The organism is Parabacteroides caecihominis (assembly GCF_023656785.1).
In the GTDB taxonomy this organism is placed as follows: Bacteria; Bacteroidota; Bacteroidia; order Bacteroidales; family Tannerellaceae; genus Parabacteroides; species Parabacteroides segnis.
The window spans coordinates 233,117-253,768 of the sequence record NZ_JAMOKS010000003.1 but is presented as its reverse complement, the minus strand read 5'-3'; the positions used below and the strand labels follow the sequence as shown (position 1 = coordinate 253,768).

The following is a 20,652-nucleotide window of genomic DNA, read 5'->3' as shown; positions in this document are numbered from 1 at the left end:
TCCAAATCTGTAAACAAATGAAGAAACTGAATATATATATGCTCCTTTTAGCCGGTTCATTATTCTGGACCGGTTGCGGAGAAGACAGAGACGATAATCCGGTTTTTCAGGAACCAACCGAATTCAACCTGAATACACCGGCACAGGCAAATGAAGTATATGATCTGAAGAATCTTTCTTCCATTGAACTGACCTGTACGCAACCTAATTACGGATACGTGGCTTCTACCACCTATAAAGTACAACTCTCCCTGGAAGAAACTTTTAAGGAGGCCGATGAGGCAGCCGGTACAAAAGCAAATTATGCCACCTTATCCCCGGCTTACCCACTACCTGAACTGAATATAGACGCCGTTGACTTTGCCATGGCTTTGCTGGATTTGTGGAAGGCTTCGAACGATAATGCCGAATTGCCGGAGACCCCCATGCCGGTTTATATTCGTCTGAACGCTTCCCTTACGAATAATGGAGCAGGACAAATCACGTCCAATGTTATCGAACTTCCGAAAGTATTGGGTTATAATGTGGAACCTCCTGTCACTTTGCCGGGACAGATGTACCTGGTAGGTGATTTTGCCTCTGGAAGCAGTTGGGGTAAATGGGTTGAAATGATCCCGGTAACGGATACTCCGGGTAAATTCTGGTCCATGCAGTATTTTGGCGGTAATAACGTAATGAAGTTCAATGCGCAGCCTTTGTGGGACGGCAATCAGGTCGCTTATTCCGAAGGTCTTGTTCCGGCTGCATCGGCCTCTTTAGCCGGAGTGTCCGGTGTAGATGACGGCAGTGGCGGACAGAATATCGGTGTTAAAAATGCCGGCTGGTATATTTTGGTAGTGACAACTGTTGTAGATGGAAAGAATCTGGTTTATACGCTTGAATTCCTTACTCCCGATGTCTATGTGACCGGTGATCCATCCGGCGGTTGGGATACGTTTGATGAAGCCCGTAAATTTATGGTACCTTCCGGGGAAGGTGAATTTGTTTCACCTGCTTTTGTTGCCGGTGGCACATTACGTATGTGTGTTAAGTTGCCGTCTACCGACTGGTGGCGCAGTGAGTTTATTGTCCTGAACAATAAAATAGAATACCGGAAGAACGGAGGTGATCCTGAAGCTGTAAGCGTATCGGCAGGCCAGAAGGCTTATCTGAACTTCCTGGACGGGACAGGGGGTATTAAATAAAAAACTTTATACTACATGATATAAATCAATTGTCGGTAGCTTTCAGTAACATTACTGAAAGCTACTGACAATTTTGTTTATAATAACAGGAAGGGCTTTACCTAACAAAAGTAAATGGATATTAAATTGCCGAATTTCTGCCTTTTTTAAGTTCAATATATCTATTATTTACATGTGTATATATTATCTTTGCATACATTAAGACAGTAGTCTTAATCATTATTGCAAACAAGGATAAATTAACCTCTTTTTTTCATAAGGTACGTTTTAAATCTAAGTTTGTCTGGAACTCAACAAAATAAAGAGGAGATTTGTTATTCGGTTGAGAATTTGAAATGAGTGTTTGATGGATGCGACATGGAGTGGAGACCACATTAATGAATATTGTTTTTAGTCCACTAATAGAATTTTAAAAAAGTCGAAAGAGTATCGGGGCGTATTTGTACGGGCATAATATGCCTGACTTTAGTTTTATTATCGAACGCCTGGAGAAATACCTCCCATGTCTGTGAGCGATGATTATTTATAACCATGAACGGTTGGATTGAGTAAAAACTATATGATGACTTTGGTATTTAAGAAGATTCTTCTAAAAACTATATATATCAAAAAAATAGCTTTGGCTATTTTGACGGCTTGGGCAATCTTTACTTCCTGCTCTAATGAAATGAGCGACCAGGGTAAAACAGGAGATAAAGATGGTCCGGTTGGCTATATATCCCTTATATTGAGCAACAGCAGTGTTCGCGGTACGGAGACAAAAGCTCTGGACTCTCTGCATTATGGAACTGCGGATGAGAATAAAGTGAAGTCTGTCCTGATTGTTTTGTATAATGGTGATGATCCTGTTACTAGTGAAGTGAAATATCGGTTTGTATTGGCAGATATAGGTACTCCGGCTTCACCGGGTAGTGATATCCACAGTATATTACAGGGGACGAATACCACTACATACAGAACAAAAGCAAAGGAAGTTATAAAAGATAATTATAAGCTTGCGGTATTTATTAATCCTCCTGCAGCATTGAAGGACTTAACGACCGAAGGTGAAAAATTAGGAATAATGACTGCTGCTGCTGAAGTTTCTGTCGACCAGCTTACTATGGGTGAAAAGATAAGAGACAACTTTTTGATGAGCAACTTTGCAGGGTTAGTTAATGTGGCAAAGGACGATATTTATGATACCGAAGCCAAGGCTGAGGCTGCACCGGTAAAATTAGACGTTGAACGTGCGGTGGCTAAAGTGACTTTGAGTGTGGCAGATAATCTTAAAACAGCTTCAGCGACACTGGGTGCGAATATTGGTGAAATTAAATGGGATGTTGATGTTGTTAACAGGAAAACATTCTGGATGAGAAACGCGGCTCCCATGCTTGATAAAAACTCTATTTCATCCGGTATTGTTACCCAAACAATCCCAGAAATAGCAATTTCTACGAATCGTATATATATGTATGCCACAGACCCTAACTGGGATGGGATCAGCCATAACCGCAATCCGAGTCTTATCGCTCCGCTTACAGATGAATTTACTTATAAATCCGGAACTATAGCTCTTCCCTTAACTCCTTCAACATCTGATGAGCCAACTGAAGCGTATGTTACAGAAAATACAATGGTTGCATCGGAGCAATGGGAGGATGTGACTACCTGTGTCCTGATATCTGCGGTTATTACTCCTAAAACAACGTATTTTGGAACATCCCTGCCTCCGGGTACTCAATATTTTTTATTCCGTAATATGGCTTTCACTTTTACGGATATACAGCAGATTCATGCTGCTTATAATGATCCGGAAACAATTATTACCAGCGCTGGTAAAACATGGAAAGTTCTTACTGAAGAGGCTGCAAATGCCAGTATAATTGTTTTACCCGGTATTTTGGAAAGAATGAAAGGTTCTGAGGACTTTAATGGATATACAGCCGTTCCCGATACATCGAAAGATGTTGTTAAATCGAATGGGACAGTAAGTTTTTTTGCAGCAGGCGCACCTAATTATTACTATGTGCCTATTCGTCATTTCAGAGACGAACTTCAAAGTGAGTCTATGGCATATGGTCGATATGGCGTTGTTCGTAATAGCTGGTATAATCTGTTACTGACCAGTATAAAGAATTATGGTACGGGTGAAATACCGAAAGACAGACCCGAACCGGATGACAAAGATAAGTCTTGGTTATCTGTTGAATTTACTATTCTACCCTGGGTGGAAAGGGGACAGGGGATAGAACTTTGACAGAATATAGATAGTGTTTGAAGTAGTGAGTGCAGTAACCCGGTTCGTTTTGATTATACCGGGGCATGTTTAGCGATTAATTTTAGTGAAAGAAGAATGAAGCAGTGTGTAGATCGTATTTTTTTGATGCTGGGGTTAGCCTTATGGCTTGCTTCTTGTACGGGTACGGAAACCATTCTTGATGGTCCCGGAGATATACCCGAAGAAAATATTCCCAGTGGTACCGGAAATATCTTTTCGTTGGCAATGAGGATACCTCTGCCCAATAATTATATGAATACAAAAGCCTATGAAGGAGTGGACAGGGGAAGCCTTTCGGAGGTTCTGATAGATGGAGTAAGAATGGTTTTCTATGAAGGTGGCGTTGTCAAATATTGTCTGGATCTGGATATACAGGTACAACCTGATAACAATGATTTTAAAGTCACTGGTAACGACCTCTACAATTGGGCCACTGATGGAAATAGAATTTTTATCCAGACAACAGCCCATACCTTCGAACGGGGGAACTATGATATGCTTATCGTGATCAATCCCAATGATTCGATCGAAGCAAAAACGGAAAAAGGACAATCCGTCACCGCACTTGATGCTGCATTCAATACTTCCGGTATGTATCGTTCCCGTATGGTGAGTGGAGGAGAGGGGATGCACGAAGAACCGGCTTATTTCCTGATGCTGAATTCCCAAAATCTTGTCGAATTGGTACCGGGAAACTTTTATGCCACTAAAGAAAAAGCAGAGAACAATCCGGCTTTCATTAATCTGGAGCGTGTCGCAGCTAAAGTCACTTGTGATTATGCAGGTACTGCAAATACCAGATCTACAGCAGTAACTCCCTATGGGCGGTTCGTGATGTTGTTGGATTATAATAACCAATTTGATGCTCCTTGGGGAGATGAAGGATACGATATACCGGAAGATTGTCTTGATTGTCCGGTACAAGGTTGTACCGGTAAATTTAACCGGAAAACGAAACAGTGTAGCGCTAAACCTTATCTTCATACGTATGACGGCCTGGGACTCGTCTCCGACCGGGTACGTTATATGGTTGCGACTGACCTTACGTGGGAGATCGATGTTGTCAATAAAAAAAGTCATTGGCTCAGACATCTTACATATAAAGCCGGAGGTACTGTAATGGAAGAACAAGGACATATCGACCGGGAATATTTTTATGCAGAAGACCCTAATTTCTCCGGTTTTTCAGGGACAGGTGAGACCAATCTTAAGAATAATTTCAGCTATATATCAAGTCGCAACGAATTAATTCCGGGTACTTCCGGTAGCACGGCTAAAAAATTGTATCCACAACTCTCCGATTACAAATACTATAACTATTGGTCATGGAACAATGGTGACACTCAGCCGGTGTATATACCTGAAAACACCATGACTCAAAATGAACAAAAGAAAGATGTTGTGACCCGGGTTATCTTTAAAGCGGTTCTTAAAAGAGAGCAGTTTGGTGAGAAGGATACAGAGGGGAATCCGACACTTCCGTTAAAACCGATCGAAGGCTTTTTCGTATTCAAAGGAGGAAGTACGGATATCGAAAACTATAAATACAATAACTATAACAAAGATAATACAACGTTTTTTATTCTCCGTCCGGAAGATGTGGCGATCTATGCCTCTGCCTCCACAACGGAACATATTCATATATATCTTCGGGACGGTATTCTCGAAGCTATCAGTCAGTTTAAAAAGGATCATCCTGGATTTAATTTTTCTAATTGGAAAGACGAAGGACCGGCAGAGTCCGCCAATCTTTCATTTTATAAAGGTGGCGAAATGTATTATGAGGTGCCGATCGAACATTTTTCTGTTGCCGAAGCACAAGGTGTTGGAAAATACGGACGTTTTGGTGTGGTGCGAAATAACTGGTATAAACTGAATATAGAAAAAATGATCTCTATCGGATTACCTGTCTTACCGGTACCCCAATCAGAGTTTATAGAGACTGCTACCCGGTCCGCTACACCGGAGACAAAAAGCAACTCGAATATTCTGATCAGAAATCAGTCAATCATATTCTAAATAAGTATAAGGGTTATGAAACATATTTCAAAAGAAACAATCTGCTTTAAACAGATACAACTCATCATATTCCTGGGACTATTATTGATAGGCGGACAGGCAAAAGCACAACAGGCAACGAAAGTAAATATTGTCAGCGAAGATTTTGAGAGAGCCGGATTTAGCGGTAATTATATAGATCCTGATCCGGGAATATGGACTTTCTATAATTTCACATATGCTACTTCTGTTCCTATGGCCGATGATGCCGGAAAATGCATCATCACTAAAAATTCAAACCTGGTCGGTCATGGTACTCCTCCGGATTGGACTCATCCTGACCATACTACAGGGGAAGGATATTATCTTTTTGCTGTGAAGGAAGCAGGTACCGATCCGAAAAAAATATATGCCGCTACGGTTCCTTATGTAAAGAAAGGAGAGATTGTTAAATTTGGCGTTTATTATGATGATGTGGACGGCGGATATAATTTTGAAATACAAGCTACCGGAACAGGACTTGGCGGTCAGATAAATACTTCGGCAAACTATTCTAATTCGAATGGTGGATGGATCCTCTGGTCGCATTCTGTTACGGCTACGCAGGATGGCGCGATTACTTTCAGTATTGTTGATAAATATGGGTATGAAAATAAGAAGCACAAATTTGGGGTGGACGACATTACGGTGAACATGAAGGCAATACAGATAATATCTCCAGCCTCTTTATACACTTATACGAAAGTTAACACACCGGTTGCAGCTTCTTTTCAGGCGAAATATAATAATCCTTTAGGTAGTGAAGTTTATACCTATGTATGGCAGAAATACAACGGCAGTTCCTGGATTGAGACTACCGGTATGGGAGCGACAGGAGGGGGTACTGCAACATCTTTTACAGCGGAGTTTACTCCGGCAGCAGAAAGTGCGGATGGTCCCGTTTATTACCGGCTTAAGGTCACTGCCGGTAGTAAAACTTTGTATTCGGATATAATAACGGTTGAGTACACCGCGACCGAATATCAGTTTAAGGAGGACTTTGGCGGAAGTTGGCCTTCTACCGATTCGACAAATCAGGCAGGAGCTTCGGGCGACTGGTGGATGACAACAGGTTCACAACCAACCATAACAACGGATTTTAAATATGGGGAACCTGATGACAGAGGATACAACAGAGACAAAGCTGAACAAGCTTATGGGGAAAGGCCGATTAAACTGGATGTAGCAGGAGCAGCCACCTATGCGATCACAAAACTGGCCGGATGGAAGTTGCCTATTCCTGGTTTTCCGGGTGTAAAATGGAATTGGGCGGAAGGAGAAGGAGACGATAAAGGTGGCTTTGAGGATCACAGCGTCCCTGGTGACAATTCAAAAGGTTATTTTATGTATGCCGCGAACCGAACAAGTACAGAGAAGACTGTTTATAAAACCGTTGTTCCGGTAACGACGGAAATGTTAGGACAAACCTTTTCTCTCAGTGCATGGCAGGTAGCCCTTTGGGGAAGGGTTGATATTCTACCCTATCAATTTAAGCTAGAGGTGGAAGATGCTAAAGGTGCTGTGACAGACTCTGCTAAATTTAAGGTAAGCGACGGATGGGAAGAAAGAAAACTATTGTTTTACATCCCCCGTAGTTATCAGGGCGATTCTATTAAAATACGTATATCATCCGTAGGAGAAAATTTATGGCTCGGTCTGGATGACATTTCCCTTACCGGATATGAATCATATATAACTATCAAATCTCCCGCAACGGGAAGTGTTGTCGGTTACAGTGTGAACTTGACTGTGGATTATAAATATATCAGTCCTTCCATCAATTACAAGTGGCAAAGAAGTGCCAACGGCAGTACCGGATGGACAGATATTGCCGGATCGGACAGTTCGGCTACAGGTGATAGCGGAACTTTCACTACGAATATATCTGCCGTGGTAGACGGCTATTATTACAGGGTCCAGGCAATCAAGGGTAGTGATGATAGTGCGGATTTTACGGAAGCTCTGACCTCAACGCCTGTGCAACTGTTTCGGGATGCCAACTACCTGATTAGAGAAGACTTTGGCGGGTGTGGTTCTGCACAGGATTTTATATATAAAACCGATAATTCATATGTTATTCCCGGATATGATTATACCTTGGCAGAGGAGGGAACTGTAAAACCTAATCCAGGAAGTGGTAACTATATAATTACTAATCAGGTATATCTGAATTACTGGACAGATGAGGGTGGCACAGGAAGGACGACAAACTGGAATACGGATGTAACGGATCATTCCGGTTGCGAAGACGGTTACTTTCTGCAGGTTCATGCCAGGAAAGCATTAAACGGCGAAACTATGCAGTTTTATACAACTACGATTTCTGGTTTATGTGCCGGCTCGAAACTGTCGTTTAAAGCCTGGATTGCCAATCTGGAGAAAAACATTAACACCAGGCAGAATTTTAAATTTTTTGTAAGCTTCGACGATGGAAGTACACAGGAAAAAACAACCGGAAATATCAGTGGGGGAAGTAGTGCTCCCTGGATACAATATGGGTTTGACTTTTTTGTGCCGCAAGGTGCAACTTCAGCCACTCTTTCCATACTAGCGGAAGGTGCCTGGGATTGGGGTAAGGCTTTTGCGTTGGATGATATTGAAATAAAGGTGTTAAGTCCGGCACAGATATCTGTGCCTATAGAGACTGAAATTACTGTATTATCAGGCCAGAAAGAGACACTTACGGGTTCTTATGCATGTGGCAATTTAACAGGTACACTCACTTATCAATGGCAGGAACGTACTGAAACCGGAATATGGAGCAATTGTAGTGGAACCGGGGCTACCGGGACTTTTCAGAATGGAGATTTTAAAACAAATTATACTACAAATCCTATAAATGAGAATGTCTATTATCGCTTTATAGTGACAGGTAATACTGATTCTGCTTGTTCCGATTCAGTTAAATTCATATCGGAAGATGCATCTAAATCGAAAACCTATTTTGTCTGTCCGGATAATATGGTAGATGAGCAGGCTGGGGGATACAGGTGGAGCGGAAATCTATATCTTCCCGGAATGGTGAGCTTGGGAGAGCCCGGCTATTTACCTTCGCTGATCCATATGGAAGCGCCTGAAATATCAGGAATTACGTATAAATGGTATACCAGTAAAAACGGAGGGGCGGAAGATCTGTTGCCTGATCTGGACGACTATGATTATGAACAGACTTATTCTTCTGCGCAAGAGGTAAGGGATCCTATATTAATATCCGATGGAGAGACACATACTATATCTGTCCTGAATGAAAGAAATACGGACGGGCAATTTAAGGCAAGAACATATTGGGTAGAGATATGCGATATAAACGGAGTTCCCCTTTCTGGTCAGGAAAGAGTCGCATATTATTTGCAACCCGGTTATTTGTGCGGTAGCGTTGATGCTGTGATCTCTCCGGCAAATGCCCGCCGGATACACAGGGAGAACTTTGGAGGAACAAATCCCGGGGATCCGGATGTAAAGCAAGAACCGATAGAGTATATTACAATAGACTACGAACTGTATACGGAAGATGACGATCATTTGCCGGAAGGTGGTTATATGATCACGAAGATGAGTCCACCGGGGGGAACCGGTGGCTGGAAAACTATGACGGACCATATTTATAAAGACCAACCGAATGAGACTCCTGGTTATTTGGTAGCTGTGAACGCAACGGAAACTCCCGGACGTTTCTATACTCATCAATTAAAGAACCTGGGTGCATGCCGTAATATTGAATTAGTTATTACTGGTTGGTTTACCAGCTTTGTACAATGGAACGGACTGGAAAAAGTAAATCTTAAATTTATATTGACAAATACGGATACCGGAGATGTGTTAGCTGAATTTATTTCCGGTAATATGCTCGATGGGGAAGGAAACCTATGGAGACAATTCGGATTCAGGTTTCTTGTACCGGACGAAGTAACCGGTATAACCCTCGAAGTCGTCAATAATAACTTTGGTACAGCAGGTGGAAATGATGTATTGATGGATGATATTGAAATCTATCTGGTTATCCCACCCGTCACCCTCGTACCGTCTGTAGACGGTTATGTTTGTGGGAAAGATGAGGGAGTGCTCTTCCTGCATGGAACGTATACCGATGACGGAACCTTGGGCAATTACCTTGATTATCGATGGGAGTTCAGCCCTACCGGTAAGGACGGTCCATGGCAACCCATTGTCAGCGTTATCGGAGAAGTGACTTCCGGAGTGATTACAACCGATAAATCAAAATTCGAAATCTATCCTTTTACTGCAGCCAATAATGGATATTATCGTTTAGTGGTGGGCCAGTCGGGAGCCTTTAACGGGACTCCGAATTATGCTTGTATGGCCGTATCAGAGCCTCGTGAGTTGCTTTTTGCCGCTTCCGTGGAAGAACTTCCAGCACCTTCACTGGCCGGCAATAAAACAGCTTTCTGTTATTCCGATGTGGATAAAGACGGGTACATAACTATTACCAATCAGGATACGCGAGTAAGTGAAAATGACCCTTACGCAAGTTACACCTGGATGGTTGGTGGGACGGTAGTCTCCGATACCACAGCCAAAGCGCTGAAATTGAAGTTGGACGACTATGCCCCGGGGTTCTATACCATTTCGTTGGCAGCCAACAATTCCCTGGGATGTACCGAAGCATCTATGCATGAGTTTGTGTTGTTCCCCAGGGTAACCACCTGGACCGGTAATGGTGAGGAAAACAACTGGAACGATTTCCGTAACTGGGACAACGGTGTGCCGGGTTATTGCACCAATGTAATCATACCGAATGAGTCGATCACGGTGGATCAAACCACCCTGTTGGATCATTATCCTCTATTGATAAAGCCGACGATAGACTCATTAAATATAGTAAATAATTATACTCAAAATCAGTTGAATCTGAATTTGCAGAAAGAAAAGCAGAATGATGGAATCTTTTCTCTCCGTCCCGCTTGCGATACAATTACCTTCAAGATGGGAGGCGGAGTGGCCCGTACTAATTATTTGAACTACAGATCTGCAGAAGTGGATCTCGATGTGAAACCTGGTCGTTGGTATACTGTCTCGGCTCCCCTGCGTGCAATGTATTCCGGAGATTATTTTGTTGAAGGAAGTATAAAACGCCAGAATCCGGCAGTCTATATGATGAAATATAATACCACCAATCCACAGACAAAAGATACTCCGGCAGAAGTGACAGGCGACTTTTCAAATCCTTTCAATACACTGACCGAAGAGCTATCTCCGGGGCTTGGATATGCTATCGGAGTTTACGAAGGGGAAGACATCGAAGCAAAACTGCAGTCTTTCCGTTTCCCTAAAGATAGTACCACTTATTCGATATGGAATTATCATGGTGTTTACCTGGGTGAAACACCGGCTCTGGATCGTACCGGTATAGGGCGGTTTACTTATGAACAGCGTATAGATATGGATGGAAACCTGCCGTTAAACAGGGATATTGCTGGCTTTGATGTGACTATAGAAGACGATCAAAACAGTTATACGACAACCTTGCTAGGCAATCCATTTATGTCGCATCTGGATTTCAGGCAGTTTAAAGCAGCCAATCAGGCCATAACAGGTGGTTACTATATATGGACGGACAATGAGACGTTTGAAGCCTATAATCCCGGAGTCTTTTCAAGTGATCCCTATCTCATTGCACCTATGCAATCCTTTATTGTAGAAAAGGAAGGACAGATATCCAGCCTTCAATTCAACTTCACGATGTCGATGACAACTTCTGACATCACCTTGCGTTCCACCCGGAGTATGGAAGAGGCGACATTAAAGATGGATGTGTTGCGGGATCAGGTGGCTCAGAGCTATATTCGCCTGAAATATGTCCCGTTTGAAGAAAATCGGTATAACGCACGTAAAGATATGTGGACCCTTTTCTCGGAAGAAAATACGGAACCGGCTGTTTTATATGCATTGCTGGATGGGAAAGCGACTTCTATCCGTACATTGGGGGATTTATCGAAACCCATCGAACTGGGTGTCCGTACTGCTGTCAAAGGTAAGTTGACCCTTCGCCTATCCGGAATGGAAACCATTGATACTTCTCAGGATATTTATCTGCAGGATACTTTCACAGGAACGTTGCAGAATATGAGGGAAAATCCCGAGTATACATTCGATAACCAGACTGGTCTTGTGGAAGGAAGGCTATTCCTGCGAATAGGAGAAATAGAAGAGGATGACATTCCTGATTCAGATATACGTATTACTGCCAGCAATGGTTGGGTCATAGCGGGCAGTTCTGTTGACGATCCAATTGAATCAGTAAAAATATATGCTTTGAATGGTAGATTGATATATAACAAACAAGCTATCCGGCAGAGTTCGGTTTCGCTCAATGTATTCATCCCCGAACGAGTGGTTCTGATTACTGTAACCACTCGCAACCGGCAGAAAACCGAAAAGGTGATTATACGTTATAAACTGAAAAGTTAGGCGGGTTTCTTTGTAAAATAATTGGCTAAAGTGATATCTGAAACTGTCGTAACTGTTATATTTGCTTCAAGAAGTTACGAAAAGAGTGTAATTTATTGGAAATGAGCATTGGGTAATCGCTCATAATAGTAATAGGTTACGAATTAGTTAGTTATCTACTGCATTATTCTTCTGTGCGTTGCGTAACCTTCAAAGAACTCTTCGTATGCAAAAGTAACAATAAAACGGGAGATTTAGAAATGAATCTCCTGATTTTTTCTTCTCACACAAGTTTTTCCGTAAAAGCGATTTTATCCGTCAGCACACCATCGCCCAAAAAGATTTTGAACGAACGTGTGCCGACTGCCGCATAAGCGGAGAAAAGGGCTTTGCCTCACGCCTAAACAATAGTTTAGACTGATGAGACAAGGCCCCTTTCTTTTGTGCTTATGCCAAAGAGGTGCTTTTACGGGGTTTTGACGATTTTTCTTTTTTCGTTGTCCTTTTGAGCCGGAAGCGGAAAGCCGTGTATGACCGCACATTCCATAAATGGAACAAGCCGTCACTCACGGCAGACAAACCGGGAAGAATGATTTTATCCATCCGACCAAACACGTTTGGCCAAACAGATAAAAACATACTTCCTTGCCGATGGTTTGCTCGGTTTCACGCTACCGGCTATGTTCTTTTCTGTTGGGGATGTCTTTTTCACGGATTTCTCTTTTGAAGTTTTCCTGTCTAATCTGCCTCCACTTCCGTTTACCTCCATTTTCGCGCCTTTCAGTGAGCCGCATCAGGCAGTCATTTTCGTGCTGGGTGCAAAGGTAACTCCGGGATTGTACGGGAAAGCAAGGTCAAGCCTCCTGTTTTCTGGAAAAATCTCCAGCCTTTCGGGTAGTATTTTTCCGAAAAACCTTGCATTCCCTAATCCCTACCTTTTTAAGCACCCGAAACGAAAACGACCGATGCGACAGAAAGACGCATTAAAAAAAATGTCGGATAAACGAGAAGCAGATAAGATAGTTTGAAACTCAACTCCCTCAGCTCTTGAATCCGCATTAAAAAACAAAAAATCAAAAACAAAACGGATATGAGAACGGCAATAGCAACAAAATTCGTGGCATGGGAAGTACCAAGTTTGGAGAACCTGCAAGGCAGCAAGGTGTACGGACTTCGCACCAAACTGAACAATGGTGAGAAATTGAGCCGAGAGGAAAAGGATTGGCTTACACGCAACGTGAACAGCAACACCTATTTCAAGAGCGCAGTACCCTTGCAAGGTTGGATGTTTGACTTTTCCGACATTCTCCGAACCTACATTGTAAAGCAGTATGGACATTGGGCGGAATACAAGGCTACCGACAAGACCGCACTCCGCAGTTTCCTATACGGCAGGATAGACAGCATCGTGGAACTTAACAAATGATACGGCTATGACAGCAACGGTAAATTTCAGACAAATGGCGCAATACATAGGGCTTGCGATATGCACCCTAATCATGCGCACCGCCTTTTGGGTGTCCGGCATCCTTTGGTACATCGTCAGAGAGATAATAAACGGAGTGTTCCGAGTGGCAATAGGGGTAATCGTGGCTATTCTTTCCGTTATCCTGTTCTTCGGCTTCATTCTTTGGTTATTCACCCTTTAATCCCTACCGACATGGCAAAGAGAAGAAGCAAGACAGTGGAGCAACAATGCAGATACTACGAGGTGGGCAACATCTTCGAGTACATGGTGGAAACATACCTCAACGGCAATATGTCCGTGTTCCGTGGACTCTACCACGAACTGAACAAGGACGCACGGAAGGACTTTATAGACTTCCTATTGAGCGAGGTTGAGCCGATTTATTGGAGGGAGATTTTGAAACATACTATTTGACAACTCATAAAAACGACAGCGATATGAAAGGAACAGACCATTTCAAGAGAACGATACAGATGTATTTGGAACAACGTGCGGAGGAAGACACGCTCTTTGCGAAGAACTACCGCAATCCAGCCAAGAACATTGACGATTGCGTAACCTACATTCTGAACTATGTGCAGAAAAGCGGTTGTAACGGCTTCACGGACGGAGAGATATACGGACAAGCAGTACACTACTATGACGAGAACGAGATTGAGGTGGGCAAGCCTATCCAATGCCAAGTGGCGGTGAACCACATTGTGGAACTCACGGCAGAGGAAAAAGCAGAAGCACGTCAGCAGGCAGTCCGCAGATACCAAGACGAGGAACTCCGCAAGTTGCAGAACCGCACCAAGCCGACAAAGGCGAAAACAGAAACCCAAGTTCAACCCTCATTATTTGATTTTGGCTTATGAAACCGAGAAACAAATTTGAAAAAGCAGTTCTTGCCCAAAGCAAGAAACTACGCCCGATAACCCCGATACAGATAAATTGGGCATTCCGTAATTGCGTGGAGCATTATGCACACCGCTTGCCGAAAGGTCGTACCACTTGTATGGATTGCGGTCATAGTTGGGTAATGACGGAGCAGACCGAGCATTGTACGTGTCCCGAATGTGGAGCAAGTTTGAAAGTCTGCCTCACCTATCAGCGCAAGGTAAGACAAAAGCAGTATTTCACAACCCTTACCACAAGCGGAGAATACCAAGTGCTACGAATGTTCTTGCTTGTCGTGGGTATGGAGAAAGGGGTTAATGCCAAGTCCTATGCCCTTGAAATCGGGCAGTATTGGTGGAATGAACAAGGGCGTAAGGCTGTTGTTGCCATTCCACGCACATTGGGATGCTACATCGACACGTTCTCATTCGCTTCTCCTTTTGCTATCCGCAATGACAATGAAGCGTACCGCCATATCTCATATTCCCCGATATATCCAAGATATAAGGTGTTGCCGACGCTCCGCAGAAACGGCTTTAACGGCAATTTCCACGACATTGTACCCACCAAACTAATACCGGCATTATTGTCGGACAGCCGTGCGGAAACGCTGTTGAAGGCAGGGCAATATCCCATGTTGCGCTACTATCTGTACCACTCTTTCAATATTGGAGAGTATTGGGCTTCAATCAAGATATGTATCCGCAACGGCTATACTATTGAGGACGGCTCAATGTGGCGTGACACCATAGACCTCCTGCGTCATTTCGGCAAGGACACAAACAGCCCGAAATACGTTTGCCCTGCCGACCTCAAAGTTGAACACGACAAGTTGGTGGCAAAGCGCAACCTGCAAAGGAAACATGAGCGGACTGAACAGCAACGCAGGAAAGCGATTGAGGACGAGAAACAATATCTGAAAGCTAAGGGCATATTCTTCGGACTTGCCTTTACCGACAGCCTTATTTGCGTCAAAGTCATAGAGAGCGTGGAAGAAATGGCAGAGGAAGGAAGGACGATGCACCATTGTGTGGGCGGTTACCACAAACGAAAAGACTCCCTTATCCTATCCGCCACCATTGACGGAAAACGAATTGAAACGATAGAGGTGTCACTAAAAACTTTTGAGGTGGTGCAGTGTCGTGGCGTATGCAACGAGAACTCCGAATACCACGACCGCATCATCGCCCTTGTGAACAAGAACGCCAACCTTATCCGCCAGCGGATGAAAGCGGCATAATATCGACATCTAACAACTAACATTATGGAAGTAAGATTTGAAAGCATGGTTTTCCTATGGGATGATAAAATCCCCACGATGTTCCTTGAATTTATGAACCTCCTCACTCTTTGTCAGAGTGAGGAGCAATTAAGGGCGAGCGTCAAGGACTTTGCCGAGAAACACGAACTTGACAAGTTCTTCCTTTACGGCTTCGGCTCTCATCATTTCTACCTGCACCAACGCTACACGAGCGACCCCGAAATGGTGATGCAACACAGAGTGCTGTCTGTACATTTCTAATCATCTAAATAACAACGACTATGGCAACAAAATGACAATTAACGGAGTAAGCACCTGCCAATCGGCAGGAACGGAGAACTACGAGAAATTCCAAACGGGTATCGACAGACGCAAACGCACCCTTGTGCAATACGACTACCGCCACACGGACGGGGAACTTTTCTCTTGTGTCAAACCCACATTAGACGAATGTCGAGCCGCACGGGACAAGTGGCTAACGGCAAAGGAAAGGAAGGAGGAGAAGCGATGAACGAAGCAGGCTACCAAACGCTGATAGTCAAATTCAGCGAACCCATTACGGCATTGGACGGCATCTTTGACGATGCCGAAGCGTGGGGAGTTGATACCCTAAAGGGGTGGATAGACAGCTATGAAAGCAGCCGTTTCACTGCCATTGACAGCCATACGGCAGTCATCACGAGCGAGTATAGCATGGAATGTCTGAAAGAGTGGCTGGAAAAATGCACACCCATAACCGAGAAAACAGAATTTTGAACATTGGGGCGGTGTCCGCACCGCCCGAACCATAAACCTAAAAGACAACGGATATGATAGCAAAGACAATTTTAGAGCAGATTGGCGGCAGACGCTTTGCCGCCATGACGGGAAGCAAAGACTTCACAGACATGGGCAACGGCTTGCGCATGAGCCTTGCGAGGAACAAGACCAGTGCCAACCGCCTTGACATCATCTATGACGGAGGGGCAGACCTATACAATATGCGTTTCTACCGCAAGACGTTCAGCAAAAAGACATTCGAGAGCAGGACGAAGGACATTGAAACGCACGAGGGGATATATTGCGATATGCTGGAGGAAATGTTCACGATGGTAACGGGACTTTACACCCGCTTTTGAGGGGTGGGCGGCAAAAGCCGCCTACTTTCTTTCATGAGCATGATGGCGGATAAGAAAGTAGGCAAAGAAACCTTTGTACCAATCTACGATAGTATTCACAAAAACAAGTTTTAATCATGGAAACAATCAGACAGAACGGAAAAACCATCTTGTACAGCAACGACGGCATAAGCATAAAGATGGTTTTCAAGAACCTTACGGGCAGGAATTTTCAAGGTCAGGAATATACAGACTATATCCGGCATATCGCAATCGGCAGCATGGGATTTTCACCCGGTATCATAGAGCATTGCAGGGACGGTGAGGTTGCAGGCAAAGGGACAATCCCGAATGTATGAAAACTGAAACTCCGATGAAGTTGGCGGCTTCATCGGAGTTTCTTTCGTCAGACACTTATTCTTTATGGTACATACAGCAGCGCAAACTCAGCCTTCCTTCGTTTGAGCAGCATGGCGTGGCGTTTCCCCTTATAGTTACAGAAAGCGATATACTCCCGGTAGATGTTCCTGTCACCCGCCTCCAGCTTTCGGATTAGCGTGCTTTTGGGTATCTTCCCACTCCCCAAAAGACGGTACGGACCGACATTGTAGGCGAGCGTGGCAAGCAGAAGCGAATCCTTCCCGAACTGCTGGAACATCGCGCAGAACTTCCGCAGGTCTTTTCGCAGAAGCGCGTCCGCCTGCCGCTTCGTCATGGTGCGTGCCGAATACCTTTCCCCCGGCTGCAACCGATGTCCATATCCTACATACGGGTGATGTTTTTCCGAATGCCAGCCCTCAAAATACTTCGTGCATCGCACCGCCCTCTCAAATGGTGGCAGCCGGTAGATAGCCGCCTGCCCGTCCGTTCCCTCATGGCGTCTGTTCCGTGCGGACACGGAACAGACCGCCAGAAGCGAACAGAGGATAGCCATGAATACACGCATCATCGTGTAAAGGGCTTGAAGTTCCCGATGGGGACAACAGTGATAACCCCGTCATCCTTCACGTTTCGGTTGTTGAAGTCAAATTCCAACTCATAGGAGTTGCCGAAATTGTCCTCCACTACCACGATGAAGTTGTGCGCCTCGTCACCTTGCGCCGTGTAGTACAGCCGGAACTTCTCGTTTTCGAGCAGGTAGCGGTCATTGGGCAGGAAAGTGATGCCGTTGTCCATTTTCAGTGTGCCCTCACCCTCGAACTGGAAATACCGGATGGTATAGAGGGTATTGGCGAAATCGCCCGTTTTCTTCAGCTCACAGCGGATTTCCACCGTCTGCCCCTTTGTGACCTTGTTCGGCACGGGCATGGTTTCCACCGTGAAGGGATAGGATTGCTGGATGTCCATATCGTCGTCGCACGATACGAATGTGAATGACACTGCGGCGAACAGGCAGAGTGCCAACGCCTTGAAGATTGATGTTCTCTTGTTCTTGTTGTTCAGTATGTTCATTATTCTTTGATTTTTAGATTGTTGTTCTTTTGTTGTTTTCTTGATACTTGTTGCAGGTACTCGTTCAAGTCCTTGCAGCCTTGATAGATGCCGGAACGGTCTGTCACCTTTCCTCCGTAGCGTGTCCGCAGGGCTTCCATTGCCCTGCGTCCGGCTTCGTCTCGGTCGAGGTAACAGTCGATGCGCTCGTACCCGTCCAGATGTTTCAAAGCCTTTTCCACGTTGGCGACGGAGTTCAGCACAAGGCAGTCACCCGTTGCCAAACCGAGCGTGACGGCGGACAGGAAGTCCATAAAGCCCTCGAACACGCTGCACACGTCCGCCGGGATGTCCCCCGCCTTGACCAGCGACACGTCCTTTGGTGGTACGCAACCCTTGAAACGGCGGCTTCGGGTTTCATAGCCGCCCGACACGTTCGGAAAGCCGACGGCAAAGTACCGCTTACCACGCACGCCGTAGTTCAGGCGGCAGCAGTGGCGGGATGCAACGGCATAAGGGATGCCTCTTTCCTTCAAATACTCCGTCAGCGGAGAGCGGAGCAGCGGGACGGCTTCCACTCCCTCAAAGGCAGGTTCGGACGGTTCCGGCAGGTACAACGGCTTTTCTGCTGCGGCAAGCGGCATACGGGCGGTTTCCGCTATGAATCTCGCCTGCGCCATGAAATCCCCGCTTCGGGTAAACTCCCCGACAAGCGTGAAGATGTCGCCGCCCTTGCCCAAGCCGAAGTCGTACCAGAGCTGTTTCGCCACGTTCACACGGAAGGAGGGCGTGCGTTCACTGCGGTATGGCGCACGATACCACAGCTCGTTTCCGCTCCTTCGGACAGGCTCATGTCCCAGCCGTGCGAGAAAGTCCGCAATGGGTATCTGCCTCATATTCTCAATGTCCGTCCGTTCCATGCGACGTGTCAGTTGATGATTATCTTGACGCCCGCCCCGAACTGCGTATGGAACTTCCGTGTGTCGCCACCCCACAGCAGGCGCTCCCGGAGGTTGGCGAGCAGGGCGATACGGTCAGCCACGTAAAACTCCACATCGAGCGTCAGCGCACCGCCGTAGATGAAGGCGTCCCGGTCATGGAGCGTGGAGCCGTCATGCAGCACTTTCTCGCCCCAATTCACCGACTCATATCCGGCGAGAGCCGAAGCCCCCGCATAGACGAACACTATTTTACGGGCGTCGGAGAGTATCTTGAAATAATAACCGCCCTCCGCCGTGAACTGCGCCACAGGTATGGCGGTATCCTTGTACGGGTTGTTCTTCAAGAGGTATTCGCCACCGAACACCCACTTGTTACCGTTCTTCGTGTAGGTGGAGAGAGCCGCCCCGAAACTGTAACCGCCATTGTTGCCACTTAAACGCATACCGTCCACAAGGTTAGCTCTCAATTCGATGCCCTGCATCTTCGGCAGGCATCGCTGGGCGTGCGCCTGCCCCGTGAACAGGGCAAGCGACACGATGATTATTGCGATGTACTTTCTCATGGTCAGCGCACTTGAAGTTCGTTGATGGTATTGGCACGTACCAAGTCCTCGTTTTCAATCACGAAAGACTGGTGACGCCCCCCGTTCTTCTCGTTGAGTTCCACCACGAGGCATTTGTCGTCGGGAATGGTGAACTTCGCCATCGTGAATACCGTGCGCTCGCTCTTCTTGCCCGGCACGAGTGTGGCGTAATTCTGCGCACGGAGCGGCAGGATAATCTGCTCCTGCACGGCGGTACGCTTCGCCACCTTCTTGTCCACGATTTTCCATGTGATGTAGTCCACATCGAAAGGCACGTTGCTCTGGTTCTTTATCTCCGTGTGGAAATAGAGTAACCCATTATGCGTGTAGATACCTTTCAGCAGGTACTGGATGCCGAATCGCTTGCAGCCGATGTGCTTCACCTCACGCTTGTTCTGCTTGTGGATGGACTTCATGATAAGGCGCACCAGCATCGGGCTTTCGCTGCCCAGTTCCTTCAGGTAGATTTCCTGCGCGTTGTTCGGGCGGTTCACCTTCTCGCCGTCATGGATGAAGTCGCACATCTCCACGTTGAGAAGCAGCGGTTCGGAGGCGTACTTCACGTTAAAAGTATAGAAACTCCCGTCCTCCGTGATTACCGACATATTGGTTTCGTTCGGGAAGTTACGCACGGTAGCTTTCACGCGGATGACGTTCTCCGCTCCGTCGGCTTTACCCGCAATCAGGTCGGGCGAGCCTAAATCGACGTAGCGCACCTCCGAGGGGAAAATGACGTGGACGGTCTTGTCGTAGGTCACTTCCAATCCGTGCGGGGGAACCATGCGGTCGAAGGTCAGCTTCTTTGTCAGCCCGTGATACAGATCGCCGTCCGCCTCCTTCTGCGGATAGACCTCCTTTGTCAAGGTCGGTTGTTGGCTTTGCCTTCCTCCTCCTTGCGAGGCATAGTCAAGCGAGCTTGTCTCTGCTCTCGCTTCGTTCGTCGGTTCACTTCCGTTGTTCTCTCCAACGGTTACGTTCTCCTGCGCGTTGGCAGTTATGATGCCCATAGCGAGGGCAAACATGATGATTACTTTTTTCATTCTACTTTGGATTTTAGTGGTAAATAAAAATTTGGTTGTTGTTTTTTTAGTCGTTGATTGTT

21 protein-coding genes are annotated in these 20,652 nt (G+C 45.6%); 15 read left to right on the top strand and 6 right to left on the bottom strand.

The genetic code is table 11. The features are described 5' to 3' along the window. The first annotated feature begins 17 nt into the window (after positions 1 to 17). From NBH14_RS03635 to NBH14_RS03620, 4 genes are all read left to right on the top strand, one after another. Complete coding sequence (locus NBH14_RS03635) at positions 18 to 1,184, top strand: SusF/SusE family carbohydrate-binding protein (RefSeq protein WP_186958760.1); 1,167 nt, start codon at positions 18 to 20, stop codon at positions 1,182 to 1,184. Positions 1,185 to 1,743: 559 nt separating this feature from the next. Beyond that, positions 1,744 to 3,423, top strand: a complete 1,680-nt coding sequence (locus tag NBH14_RS03630; protein ID WP_186958761.1) for an Mfa1 family fimbria major subunit — start codon at positions 1,744 to 1,746, stop codon at positions 3,421 to 3,423. Between the two features lie 96 nt (positions 3,424 to 3,519). Continuing rightward, entirely contained in the window at positions 3,520 to 5,463 is a 1,944-nt protein-coding gene (locus NBH14_RS03625; RefSeq protein ID WP_186958762.1) for a fimbria major subunit, read from the top strand. A 15-nt stretch (positions 5,464 to 5,478) separates the two neighbouring features. Beyond that, positions 5,479 to 11,910 carry a DUF8694 domain-containing protein gene (locus NBH14_RS03620; RefSeq protein ID WP_186958763.1) on the top strand — a complete coding sequence of 2,144 codons (6,432 nt, stop codon included), beginning with the start codon at positions 5,479 to 5,481 and terminating at the stop codon, positions 11,908 to 11,910. 426 nt (positions 11,911 to 12,336) lie between these two features. Here NBH14_RS03620 and NBH14_RS03615 read toward each other — a convergent pair whose 3' ends face one another. After that, a complete protein-coding gene (locus tag NBH14_RS03615) occupies positions 12,337 to 12,492 on the bottom strand; it encodes a hypothetical protein (protein ID WP_004314171.1) in 156 nt (51 codons plus the stop codon). Between the two features lie 14 nt (positions 12,493 to 12,506). Between NBH14_RS03615 and NBH14_RS03610 the strand changes: the two genes are divergently transcribed. The 11 genes from NBH14_RS03610 to NBH14_RS03560 all read left to right on the top strand — a co-directional run bounded on the left by NBH14_RS03610 (position 12,507) and on the right by NBH14_RS03560 (position 16,953). Next, positions 12,507 to 12,917 carry a hypothetical protein gene (locus NBH14_RS03610; RefSeq protein ID WP_032588465.1) on the top strand — a complete coding sequence of 137 codons (411 nt, stop codon included), beginning with the start codon at positions 12,507 to 12,509 and terminating at the stop codon, positions 12,915 to 12,917. A gap of 62 nt (positions 12,918 to 12,979) precedes the next feature. Continuing rightward, the gene (locus NBH14_RS03605) at positions 12,980 to 13,315 is read left to right on the top strand and encodes a hypothetical protein (RefSeq protein ID WP_004310306.1); all 336 of its coding nucleotides are present in this window, start codon (positions 12,980 to 12,982) and stop codon (positions 13,313 to 13,315) included. Positions 13,316 to 13,322: 7 nt separating this feature from the next. After that, on the top strand, positions 13,323 to 13,538 hold the full coding sequence (locus NBH14_RS03600) for a hypothetical protein (RefSeq protein WP_005643957.1): 216 nt from the start codon (positions 13,323 to 13,325) through the stop codon (positions 13,536 to 13,538). A gap of 11 nt (positions 13,539 to 13,549) precedes the next feature. Further along, positions 13,550 to 13,771, top strand: coding sequence for a hypothetical protein (locus NBH14_RS03595; RefSeq protein ID WP_008019901.1), 222 nt, complete (start codon positions 13,550 to 13,552; stop codon positions 13,769 to 13,771). A gap of 23 nt (positions 13,772 to 13,794) precedes the next feature. Further along, the gene (locus tag NBH14_RS03590) at positions 13,795 to 14,214 is read left to right on the top strand and encodes a PcfK-like family protein (protein WP_004310304.1); all 420 of its coding nucleotides are present in this window, start codon (positions 13,795 to 13,797) and stop codon (positions 14,212 to 14,214) included. Beyond that, positions 14,211 to 15,476 (top strand): PcfJ domain-containing protein, encoded by a 1,266-nt coding sequence (locus NBH14_RS03585; RefSeq protein ID WP_004310303.1) that lies wholly within the window; start codon positions 14,211 to 14,213, stop codon positions 15,474 to 15,476. The genes NBH14_RS03590 and NBH14_RS03585 overlap by 4 nt, the downstream gene beginning before the upstream one ends. Positions 15,477 to 15,500: 24 nt before the next feature. Beyond that, positions 15,501 to 15,758 (top strand): DUF8466 domain-containing protein, encoded by a 258-nt coding sequence (locus NBH14_RS03580; protein ID WP_005827305.1) that lies wholly within the window; start codon positions 15,501 to 15,503, stop codon positions 15,756 to 15,758. A gap of 31 nt (positions 15,759 to 15,789) precedes the next feature. Beyond that, positions 15,790 to 16,008: a DUF3873 domain-containing protein gene (locus tag NBH14_RS03575; protein WP_008770680.1), complete on the top strand. Its 219-nt coding sequence runs from the start codon at positions 15,790 to 15,792 to the stop codon at positions 16,006 to 16,008. Further along, a complete protein-coding gene (locus tag NBH14_RS03570; RefSeq protein WP_004310302.1) occupies positions 15,948 to 16,253 on the top strand; it encodes a DUF6956 domain-containing protein in 306 nt (101 codons plus the stop codon). Before NBH14_RS03575 ends, NBH14_RS03570 begins: the two co-directional genes overlap by 61 nt. Positions 16,254 to 16,306: 53 nt before the next feature. Next, a complete protein-coding gene (locus tag NBH14_RS03565; RefSeq protein ID WP_004310301.1) occupies positions 16,307 to 16,615 on the top strand; it encodes a hypothetical protein in 309 nt (102 codons plus the stop codon). Between the two features lie 116 nt (positions 16,616 to 16,731). Further along, complete coding sequence (locus tag NBH14_RS03560; protein WP_004310300.1) at positions 16,732 to 16,953, top strand: DUF7688 family protein; 222 nt, start codon at positions 16,732 to 16,734, stop codon at positions 16,951 to 16,953. Between the two features lie 62 nt (positions 16,954 to 17,015). Here NBH14_RS03560 and NBH14_RS03555 read toward each other — a convergent pair whose 3' ends face one another. Genes NBH14_RS03555 through traN form a run of 5 tightly spaced genes read right to left on the bottom strand, consistent with a single transcriptional unit; the run spans position 17,016 to position 20,590 of the window. Continuing rightward, positions 17,016 to 17,543 carry a glycoside hydrolase family protein gene (locus NBH14_RS03555; RefSeq protein ID WP_005827312.1) on the bottom strand — a complete coding sequence of 176 codons (528 nt, stop codon included), beginning with the start codon at positions 17,541 to 17,543 and terminating at the stop codon, positions 17,016 to 17,018. Continuing rightward, positions 17,540 to 18,046, bottom strand: coding sequence for a DUF3872 domain-containing protein (locus NBH14_RS03550; RefSeq protein ID WP_032595742.1), 507 nt, complete (start codon positions 18,044 to 18,046; stop codon positions 17,540 to 17,542). Before NBH14_RS03550 ends, NBH14_RS03555 begins: the two co-directional genes overlap by 4 nt. Beyond that, positions 18,046 to 18,945: a DUF8464 domain-containing protein gene (locus NBH14_RS03545; protein ID WP_004310298.1), complete on the bottom strand. Its 900-nt coding sequence runs from the start codon at positions 18,943 to 18,945 to the stop codon at positions 18,046 to 18,048. The genes NBH14_RS03550 and NBH14_RS03545 overlap by 1 nt, the downstream gene beginning before the upstream one ends. Positions 18,946 to 18,953: 8 nt before the next feature. Next, entirely contained in the window at positions 18,954 to 19,529 is a 576-nt protein-coding gene (locus tag NBH14_RS03540; protein ID WP_032588474.1) for a conjugal transfer protein TraO, read from the bottom strand. A 2-nt stretch (positions 19,530 to 19,531) separates the two neighbouring features. Further along, a complete protein-coding gene (gene traN / locus NBH14_RS03535) occupies positions 19,532 to 20,590 on the bottom strand; it encodes a conjugative transposon protein TraN (protein WP_032588475.1) in 1,059 nt (352 codons plus the stop codon). Between the last annotated feature and the right edge of the window lie 62 nt (positions 20,591 to 20,652).

Bases quoted from the DNA above. Each gene is read 5' to 3' on its own strand.
- NBH14_RS03635 (WP_186958760.1), top strand. From the start codon at position 18: ATGAAGAAACTGAATATATATATGCTCCTTTTAGCCGGTTCATTATTC.
- NBH14_RS03630 (WP_186958761.1), top strand. From the start codon at position 1,744: ATGATGACTTTGGTATTTAAGAAGATTCTTCTAAAAACTATATATATC.
- NBH14_RS03625 (WP_186958762.1), top strand. From the start codon at position 3,520: ATGAAGCAGTGTGTAGATCGTATTTTTTTGATGCTGGGGTTAGCCTTA.
- NBH14_RS03620 (WP_186958763.1), top strand. From the start codon at position 5,479: ATGAAACATATTTCAAAAGAAACAATCTGCTTTAAACAGATACAACTC.
- NBH14_RS03615 (WP_004314171.1), bottom strand. From the start codon at position 12,492: ATGGATAAAATCATTCTTCCCGGTTTGTCTGCCGTGAGTGACGGCTTG.
- NBH14_RS03605 (WP_004310306.1), top strand. From the start codon at position 12,980: ATGAGAACGGCAATAGCAACAAAATTCGTGGCATGGGAAGTACCAAGT.
- NBH14_RS03600 (WP_005643957.1), top strand. From the start codon at position 13,323: ATGACAGCAACGGTAAATTTCAGACAAATGGCGCAATACATAGGGCTT.
- NBH14_RS03595 (WP_008019901.1), top strand. From the start codon at position 13,550: ATGGCAAAGAGAAGAAGCAAGACAGTGGAGCAACAATGCAGATACTAC.
- NBH14_RS03590 (WP_004310304.1), top strand. From the start codon at position 13,795: ATGAAAGGAACAGACCATTTCAAGAGAACGATACAGATGTATTTGGAA.
- NBH14_RS03585 (WP_004310303.1), top strand. From the start codon at position 14,211: ATGAAACCGAGAAACAAATTTGAAAAAGCAGTTCTTGCCCAAAGCAAG.
- NBH14_RS03580 (WP_005827305.1), top strand. From the start codon at position 15,501: ATGGAAGTAAGATTTGAAAGCATGGTTTTCCTATGGGATGATAAAATC.
- NBH14_RS03575 (WP_008770680.1), top strand. From the start codon at position 15,790: ATGACAATTAACGGAGTAAGCACCTGCCAATCGGCAGGAACGGAGAAC.
- NBH14_RS03570 (WP_004310302.1), top strand. From the start codon at position 15,948: ATGTCGAGCCGCACGGGACAAGTGGCTAACGGCAAAGGAAAGGAAGGA.
- NBH14_RS03565 (WP_004310301.1), top strand. From the start codon at position 16,307: ATGATAGCAAAGACAATTTTAGAGCAGATTGGCGGCAGACGCTTTGCC.
- NBH14_RS03560 (WP_004310300.1), top strand. From the start codon at position 16,732: ATGGAAACAATCAGACAGAACGGAAAAACCATCTTGTACAGCAACGAC.
- NBH14_RS03555 (WP_005827312.1), bottom strand. From the start codon at position 17,543: ATGATGCGTGTATTCATGGCTATCCTCTGTTCGCTTCTGGCGGTCTGT.
- NBH14_RS03550 (WP_032595742.1), bottom strand. From the start codon at position 18,046: ATGAACATACTGAACAACAAGAACAAGAGAACATCAATCTTCAAGGCG.
- NBH14_RS03545 (WP_004310298.1), bottom strand. From the start codon at position 18,945: ATGGAACGGACGGACATTGAGAATATGAGGCAGATACCCATTGCGGAC.
- NBH14_RS03540 (WP_032588474.1), bottom strand. From the start codon at position 19,529: ATGAGAAAGTACATCGCAATAATCATCGTGTCGCTTGCCCTGTTCACG.
- traN (WP_032588475.1), bottom strand. From the start codon at position 20,590: ATGAAAAAAGTAATCATCATGTTTGCCCTCGCTATGGGCATCATAACT.